General features: G+C 45.3%; 10 protein-coding genes and 1 tRNA gene. All 11 read left to right on the forward strand.

Features of this window, described 5'->3' with window-relative positions; translation table 11 throughout:
- The first annotated feature begins 1 nt into the window (after position 1).
- The 11 genes from ruvB to B4F66_RS02170 all read left to right on the forward strand — a co-directional run bounded on the left by ruvB (position 2) and on the right by B4F66_RS02170 (position 7959).
- A complete protein-coding gene (gene ruvB, locus B4F66_RS02120) occupies positions 2 to 1015 on the forward strand; it encodes a Holliday junction branch migration DNA helicase RuvB (RefSeq protein ID WP_292358159.1) in 1014 nt (337 codons plus the stop codon).
- Entirely contained in the window at positions 1015 to 1419 is a 405-nt protein-coding gene (ybgC, locus tag B4F66_RS02125) for a tol-pal system-associated acyl-CoA thioesterase (RefSeq protein ID WP_292358158.1), read from the forward strand. Before ruvB ends, ybgC begins: the two co-directional genes overlap by 1 nt.
- Positions 1409 to 2077 carry a protein TolQ gene (gene tolQ / locus B4F66_RS02130; protein WP_014705246.1) on the forward strand — a complete coding sequence of 223 codons (669 nt, stop codon included), beginning with the start codon at positions 1409 to 1411 and terminating at the stop codon, positions 2075 to 2077. The genes ybgC and tolQ overlap by 11 nt, the downstream gene beginning before the upstream one ends.
- A 14-nt stretch (positions 2078 to 2091) precedes the next feature.
- Entirely contained in the window at positions 2092 to 2538 is a 447-nt protein-coding gene (gene tolR, locus B4F66_RS02135; RefSeq protein ID WP_292358155.1) for a protein TolR, read from the forward strand.
- A 5-nt stretch (positions 2539 to 2543) separates the two neighbouring features.
- Positions 2544 to 3677 (forward strand): cell envelope integrity protein TolA, encoded by a 1134-nt coding sequence (tolA, locus tag B4F66_RS02140; RefSeq protein WP_292358154.1) that lies wholly within the window; start codon positions 2544 to 2546, stop codon positions 3675 to 3677.
- A gap of 11 nt (positions 3678 to 3688) precedes the next feature.
- Positions 3689 to 4990: a Tol-Pal system beta propeller repeat protein TolB gene (gene tolB, locus B4F66_RS02145; RefSeq protein WP_292358152.1), complete on the forward strand. Its 1302-nt coding sequence runs from the start codon at positions 3689 to 3691 to the stop codon at positions 4988 to 4990.
- A 21-nt stretch (positions 4991 to 5011) separates the two neighbouring features.
- Positions 5012 to 5581, forward strand: a complete 570-nt coding sequence (gene pal / locus B4F66_RS02150) for a peptidoglycan-associated lipoprotein Pal (protein ID WP_292358150.1) — start codon at positions 5012 to 5014, stop codon at positions 5579 to 5581.
- Position 5582: 1 nt separating this feature from the next.
- Complete coding sequence (gene ybgF, locus B4F66_RS02155; protein ID WP_292358148.1) at positions 5583 to 6413, forward strand: tol-pal system protein YbgF; 831 nt, start codon at positions 5583 to 5585, stop codon at positions 6411 to 6413.
- 23 nt (positions 6414 to 6436) lie between these two features.
- Complete coding sequence (gene queE / locus B4F66_RS02160; protein ID WP_292358146.1) at positions 6437 to 7078, forward strand: 7-carboxy-7-deazaguanine synthase QueE; 642 nt, start codon at positions 6437 to 6439, stop codon at positions 7076 to 7078.
- Positions 7075 to 7743, forward strand: coding sequence for a 7-cyano-7-deazaguanine synthase QueC (gene queC, locus B4F66_RS02165; protein WP_292358144.1), 669 nt, complete (start codon positions 7075 to 7077; stop codon positions 7741 to 7743). Before queE ends, queC begins: the two co-directional genes overlap by 4 nt.
- A 140-nt stretch (positions 7744 to 7883) precedes the next feature.
- Positions 7884 to 7959: transfer RNA gene (locus B4F66_RS02170), tRNA-Lys, on the forward strand.
- Positions 7960 to 8057: the final 98 nt, after the last annotated feature.

The raw sequence follows: 8057 nt of genomic DNA on the forward strand, positions 1-8057 counted from the left end.
TATGGATGAACGTTTTATTACTCCGCAAACGCTGAATGATGATGACCGGGTGGATCGGGCTATCCGGCCCATTAGACTCGAGGACTATATTGGGCAACCGGTGGTGCGCGAGCAGATGGAATTATTTGTTTCAGCGGCCCGGCAACGCAAAGAAGCGTTGGACCATACACTGATATTTGGTCCTCCGGGGCTGGGTAAAACCACATTGGCACATATTATCGCCAATGAAATGGGCGTTAATTTAAGACAAACTTCGGGGCCGGTTTTAGAGCGTCCTGGTGATTTGGCAGCGTTGCTGACCAATCTAGAGCCGAATGATGTATTGTTTGTCGATGAAATTCATCGATTAAGCCCGGTGGTTGAAGAAGTGTTGTATCCGGCGATGGAAGATTACCAGATCGATATCATGATCGGTGAGGGACCGGCAGCTCGTTCAATTAAGCTGGATCTTGAGCCATTTACCCTGGTCGGAGCAACAACCCGCGCTGGTTCACTGACCTCGCCTTTGCGAGACCGATTTGGCATTGTGCAGCGATTGGAATTTTATAATGTCGCTGATTTAAGTACGATTGTGCAGCGTAGCGCACGTATTCTAGGTTTAACGCTGGACGTTAATGGTGCAGGTGAAATTGCTCACCGTTCCAGAGGCACGCCGCGAATAGCCAACCGTTTATTACGACGGGTTCGTGACTACGCAGAAGTGCGGTTTGATGGTATTGTCACAGCAGAAATTGCCAGACAGGCACTGGATTTGCTGGATGTCGATAAATTTGGTTTTGATATGTTGGACCGCAAACTATTGCTGGCCATCATTGAAAAATTTTCCGGTGGCCCGGTAGGATTGGACAATATTGCCGCGGCTATTGGAGAAGAGCGTGGCACGATTGAAGATGTTATTGAACCCTTTTTGATTCAGGAAGGATTTATCATGCGGACACCTCGTGGCAGAATCGCTACCAAACGGGCTTTTTTGCATTTGGGTCTGACACCGGATTTAGATCTGACAGGTGATTAATGCAGTCTTTTGATTGGCCGGTGAGAGTGTATTACGAAGATACGGATAGTGGTGGCGTTGTATATCACGCAAATTATCTGAAGTTTATGGAGCGGGCGCGAACAGAGTGGCTACGCCAGCTCGGTTTTGAACAAAATGTTTTAAAAGACGAACATAATTGTCTGTTTGCAGTCCATTCGATGCAAATTAATTTTCGTCGCCCGGCACGTTTTAATGATGCCTTATTGATTCGATCTGAAATGACACAAACGAGCGGTGCAAGCATGCAGTTTGAGCAATCAGTACTGCGTGACGGTGAACTGTTGTGCGGTGCGTCGGTCCGAGTGGCCTGCCTGGATGCTTTGCGATTTAAACCGTGCCCGATACCTTCTTTTATTTTGACGGAGATGCAATGTGAATGCTGATCTATCCTTGATGTCCCTGATATCTGAAGCCAGTTTACTGGTGCAGATCGTTATGCTTATTTTGCTGCTGATATCAGTTTATTCCTGGACCATTATTTTCAAAAAACGCAGCGAGTTAGCCGATGCCCGGCGAGATGCTGATTTATTTGAAGATAAATTCTGGTCGGGAAATGAATTAAACAGACTCTATGAGGATATTACTGCCAGACCTCACTCCGGTCGGGGTATGGAGGGAATTTTCGAGGCGGGTTTCAAGGAATTTGTCCGTTTAAAAAAATCCTCTACTGACTCAACCTATGTGTTGGAAGGGACTCAGCGAGTAATGCGTATTTCCTTGTCCCGTGAAATGGATGAATTGGAAGTTTCGTTACCCTTTCTGGCGACAGCAGGTTCTACCAGTCCATACATTGGTTTGTTTGGAACGGTCTGGGGTATCATGAATTCATTTCGAGCTTTAGGCGAAGTGCAACAGGCGACACTGGCTATGGTTGCCCCAGGTATTGCCGAGGCTTTGATCGCGACAGCAATGGGCTTGTTTGCAGCGATACCAGCGGTTGTAGCATATAACCGTTATTCACATGAAGTTGAGAGATTGATTAGTCGTTATGACAATTTCGTTGAAGAATTCTCTTCAATTTTGCAACGGCAACAAGGTTAATAACGGAGCCAACTATGGCGCTTTATAAACAACAACGCCAACGTCGCAAGCCTATGGCAGAAATTAATGTCGTACCGTACATCGACGTGATGCTGGTATTGCTGATCATTTTCATGATTACCGCGCCCATGCTAACCCAGGGCGTTCAAGTCGATTTACCCAAGGCCGATGCCAATCCGGTTGAAGCGCCGGAAAATCTTGAACCTTTGGTGATTTCGGTTGATGCTGAAGGTGCTTACTATGCATCAGTAGGTGATAATCAGGATCAAAGTATCGGTGCACAGGAACTGGTTGCCAGAGTGTCGGCTGTATTACGCCGAAACCCTCAAACGCCAGTGATGGTCAAAGGCGATAGTTCAGCAAGTTATGGACAAGTGGTAGGGGCTATGGCTTTATTACAAAAAGCAGGCGTACCGAATGTCGGTTTGATTACTCAAAGACCGGAAACGGAAACACAGTAATTAAGATGAAGCATCCAATTGTGCAAACTCTTCTTGCCGGCGGCACTTCAACAATATTGCATATATTGTTATTTTTACTGCTGATATTCAGCTTTGATATGCCTACTGATATTCGCCAGTTTGGCCAACCAGAAGTCGAGATCGTACAAGCTACCGTAGTTGACGAAGATTTAGTTCTTGAAGAAATGGCGCGTTTGCAGGAAGCGGAAGAAAAAAAACGTGCAGCAGAAGAAGAGCGTCAGCAAAAACTGGATGAACAACTTGAAAAAACGCAAGATGAGCTGGCTCGTAAAGAGCAAGAATTTCTGGATATGCAGGAACGTGCCAAGCTTGATGCCGAAAAACTAAAACAAGAAGCTGAACTTGAACAACAACGCTTGAAAGAGCTTGAGCAGCAACGTATAGAACAGGAAGAAGCACGTAAACAGGCAGAGTTGGAACGTCAACAAGCAGAACAAGCTAAACAAAAGGCAGAAGCTGAGCGAAAAGCGGCTGAAGAAGCTAAACAACGAGCTGAAGCAGAACGCTTAGCAGCAGAAAAGGCCCGAGAAGAAGCTGTGGCTAAACGCAAGGCGGAAGAGGAAGCCAGACGCAAGGCTGAGGAAGAGGCCAAACGTAAAGCGGAAGAGGAAGCCAAACGTAAAGCAGAAGAGGAAGCCAAGCGTAAAGCAGAAGAAGAGGCTAAACGTAAGGCAGCTGAAGCTGAAACTAAACGAAAAGCTGCTGAAGCTCAGGCCAAGCGAAAAGCTGAGGCAGAACGCCTGGCCGCAGAAAAATCACGAGCAGAAGCGGAACAAGCATTACAAAGACAATTAGATGCTGAGGCAGAACAGCGCAAGCAGAAACGGATTGCTGGCGTTCTGGATACCTACGGATTGCAGATTCAACAAAGAATTACCCGTTACTGGACTAAACCAGCTAATGCAGAACCTGGGTTACTTGTTACGCTGGAAGTGAAACTTATTCCGGGTGGTGATATCCGCAGTGTAAGAGTGATAAAAAGCAGTGGTAGTGAAATATTTGATCGTTCTGCAGAAAATGCTGTTTATAAGGCCGCTCCAATGCCAATGCCTTCAGACCCTGATGCAGCACAAAAGATTATCAGTGAAGGCATTGAAATATACTTTAAACCTGAATGAGAGAAGTTAATATGGCCCCGAAATTAATTCGTTCGCTTGCCTTAATGGCGATGTTTTTTATGCCAATTCAGGCATCTGCCGTGTTAAAAGTCGAAATCACCGGAGGTTCAGATAGCGCACTCCCAATCGCTATTGTGCCGTTTGGCGCCGAAGGAATTAAAGCGCCTGAGGATATAACCAGCATTATTCGTAATGATCTCGAGAGTACTGGTCGTTTCGCACCATTAGATAACCAGGATTTGGTTTCTCGACCCACTGAACAATCACAGGTCAATTTTGCAGATTGGCGTTTATTACGTTCCGAAGGGCTTGTTATCGGCAAAATCAGCAGTCAGGATGGCGAGAACTACCAGGTTCAATTCCAATTGTTTGATGTTTACCGTGGTCAGCAATTGGCCGGAAAACGTTACCAGGTGCCTGCATCTGGATTGCGTGCATTAGGCCATCAGATTGCAGATGTTATCTATGAAACATTAACCGGCGAAAAAGGTATTTTTTCAACGCGTCTGGCGTTTGTCACACAAATAACGGCTGGTGATGGTAAAAAACGTTTCGCTTTACAGATATCGGATGCTGATGGAGCAAATCCACGGACTGTATTACAATCTACTCAACCGATTATGTCGCCGTCCTGGGGACCTGATGGCAATCAATTAGCCTATGTATCATTTGAGAATGGCAAAACAGAGGTTTTTGTTCAGCAGTTGCAAAGCGGACAACGCAAGTCAGTTGCCTCCTTTGAAGGCATAAATAGCGCACCGGCTTGGTCGCCTGATGGCAAAAAGCTGGCCCTGACTCTGTCGAGAAATGGTAACCCGGAAATTTATGTCATGGAATTAGCCAATGGTGATTTAATACGGGTCACTAATAATGCTCAGGCGATTGATACTGAAGCAGTCTGGTCACGCGATGGCAATGAGATTTACTTTACTTCTGACCGTGGTGGTCGACCACAAATTTACAAAGTTTCAGCAAATGGTGGTAGAGCTGAACGGATAAGTTTTGAAGGAAATTACAATGCTTCACCTGATTTATCACCAGATGGAAGCAAACTGGCCATGGTACATGGTGCCAATGGTGGTTTTTATATTGCTGTACAGGATTTGAAAACCGGCGCAATGCAAGTTTTGACGGATTCAGGAAGAGCTGAATCGCCGAGTTTCGCGCCGAATGGCCAAATGATCCTGTATGCTACTGAGCAAAAAGGTAGCGGTGTTTTAGCTGCTGTCTCTGTTGATGGCCGGATCCATCAACGTTTGAGCGAATCCGGAACTGTTGTGCGTGAACCAGCATGGTCTCCGCTGAAAAAATAATTTATGTCAGGAGTGTTTGTTATGAATCGTTATAAGTTCTCGGCTCTACTTATTGCATTGTTTTTACTCAATGCCTGTAGCGGTAATGCCACAAAAGATGGAACCGATGATGTGTTGGTTGAGGAGCGTAATGGCGCATCAACTTCAGGTGTTACTGGTCAAGGAGCTGATGGTAGCGATCTGGGAGCAGAAGCAAGTGTTATTGTTGGCGAAGATGGTTATGCAGGAAGTGAATTGAATGATCCATCCAACCCTCTCTCCAATCGGGTAATCTACTTTGATTACGATAGCGCCAGTGTAAGACCACAAGATCAACCTATCGTCGAGGCTCACGCAGCTTATTTGGGTAAAAATCCTAATCTGACTGTCCGTCTTGAAGGTCATACTGATGAGCGGGGCTCGCGTGAATATAATCTCGCATTAGGTGAACGACGTGCTTTATCTATTCGTCAGTTACTGATGTTGCAGGGCGCTAGTGCCCAACAATTTCGTGTGACAAGCTTTGGTGAAGAACGTCCTGCCGTTGATGGTAGTGATGAATCTGCATGGTCACAAAACCGTCGAGTTGAAATAATTTACATTGGTCGTTGATATGCCTTTTAAAAAGCAAAAACAACTTGCAATCGTATTAATGGTGGGCGCTATATTGGCGCCCGCTGTTTCTTGGGCTGAAGAAGAAGCTTTACAGGCTCGCGTGGATAGGTTGGAACGTATTATTCAGGGGCAGGGATTAACCTCCTTGCTCACTCAGGTTGATCAATTGCAGCGTGAGATTCAACGTTTAAATGGTGCTAATGAAGAACTTAATCACCAAATAGAACAGATTCAAAAACGCCAGCGCGAACAATATCTTGATCTTGATCAACGAATAACAGAAATTCAGCAGCAAGCTCCTGTTTCTCAAGCTCCATCAGTTATCGATTCTCCTTCTGTGGATAACAATTCAATTGATGAAGAGTTAGCCGATGGTGGTTTGCAGAATACACCCACTGATCAGACAGACGCTGGAGAGAGCGCACCTGTGCCCGTCGCAGTAGAAAGTGGCGAAGCTGCATATCAGTCAGCATTACAGGATCTGCGTGGCGGCCGTTATCAGGAAGCTTTGTCAGCGTTGGGAGCATTCCCCCAAAATTATCCAAATAGTTCATATCTGCCTAATGTCTATTATTGGCAAGGCGAAGCACATTACGTTTTGCGTGAATTTGATAAAGCAATCGTGGCTTTTGATAAAGTCATCTCCAGCTATCCCGACAGTAATAAAGTGGCAGATGCTTTGTTAAAACGCGGTTTCAGTGAATATGAAACTGGCGATACCAGTAAGGCGCAAGCATCATTGAATCAGGTGATTGAGCAATATCCGGATACATCAGCATCTCGACTGGCGAAAGTGCGTCTGGATCGTATCCAGCAAAATGCACAATAAAACATTTTTTGTAGATTACGTAGATGGCTCAATGTCGTATCACCGAGATTTTCTATTCATTACAAGGTGAAACCCGAACAGTGGGCCTGCCCACCGTTTTTGTCAGGTTGACCGGCTGCCCGTTACGTTGTGGTTATTGTGATACCGCTTATGCCTTTCATGGCGGGCAAAAAATGGAGATCAGTGACATTGTTGCTGAAGTAAAAAGCTACAATCCCCGCTATGTCACTGTTACCGGCGGCGAACCGCTGGCCCAGAATACCTGTCGGGAATTATTAACTGCCTTGTGTGAGTTGGATGTCGAAGTGTCATTGGAAACCAGTGGTGCGATGGATATCAGTAATATCGATCCGCGGGTTGTACGGGTTATGGATTTAAAAACCCCCACATCAGGCGAAGTCTCCAAAAATCGTTACGGCAATATTGATCTGTTAAACCCTCAGGATCAAATCAAATTCGTTATCTGTAATCGTGAAGATTATGATTGGGCTCGTGAGCAGTTATTCTCGCTGGAGCTGATAGATCGTTGTGAGATTTTATTTTCCCCGGTGCATGGTGATTTAAACCCTACCGATTTAGCGGAATGGATTATTGCTGATAATCTGCCGGTAAGAATGCAAATTCAATTGCATAAATATCTTTGGAACGATGCTCAAGGCCGATGACTAAACGTGCTGTCATATTACTTTCCGGCGGATTAGATTCCGTTACAGCCTTGGCAATTGCCAAAGCTGAAGGTTATGAATGCTTCACTATCAGCTTTGATTATGGTCAGCGACACAAAACCGAACTTTTTGCAGCGGAAAATCTGGCTAAAAAATCTGGTGTAGCCAGCCATAAAGTAATACAGATTGATCTTCGTGCCATCGGTGGGTCAGCATTAACAGATGACATTGATGTGCCAGAGACAGAACAACAGGGTATTCCGATTACTTATGTCCCGGCACGAAATACAGTTTTTCTGTCGATTGCATTAGGCTGGGCAGAAGTACTTAATGCCGAAGCCATTTTTGTCGGGGTTAACGCTGTGGATTACTCAGGCTATCCTGATTGTCGCCCTGAATTTATTGATGCATTTGAAAAGCTGGCTAACCTGGCAACCAAATCGGCAGTTGAAGGTTCCGCTATATATATAAAAGCACCATTGATGCACCTTTCAAAGTCAGAAATCGTTAAGCGTGGTACGGAGCTGGGGATTGATTACAGCGAAACAGTTTCCTGCTACCAAGCTGATGCGCAAGGCAGAGCGTGTGGACAATGTGATTCCTGTCGCTTCAGACGACAAGGTTTTATTGATGCCGGACTAGCAGACCCAACACGGTATCAATAAGTTATTGTTTCTTGGTAAGAATCAGTGATTACATGTTTCCTGTATGACTCCCCCCGCTATTCTATGTCGATAAAATAGAAAAATATTGGCAACTGGGGTTGTCATTTTTATCAACTATAGTATTATGTCGCGCTTGGTTTGGGCCGTTAGCTCAGTTGGTAGAGCACCGGACTTTTAATCCGATGGTCCTGCGTTCGAGTCGCAGACGGCCCACCATTTTTTCTGCAAAATTTCAGTTTTATTCTAGTTTCATAATTCTGTAATAATTGTTGTTGACAGCCCGGCGAGTGGCTGTATAATTCTCGCTTCTTTGC

The sequence above is a fragment of the Methylophaga sp. UBA3603 genome, from assembly GCF_002375335.1.
Classification (GTDB): domain Bacteria; phylum Pseudomonadota; class Gammaproteobacteria; order Nitrosococcales; family Methylophagaceae; genus Methylophaga.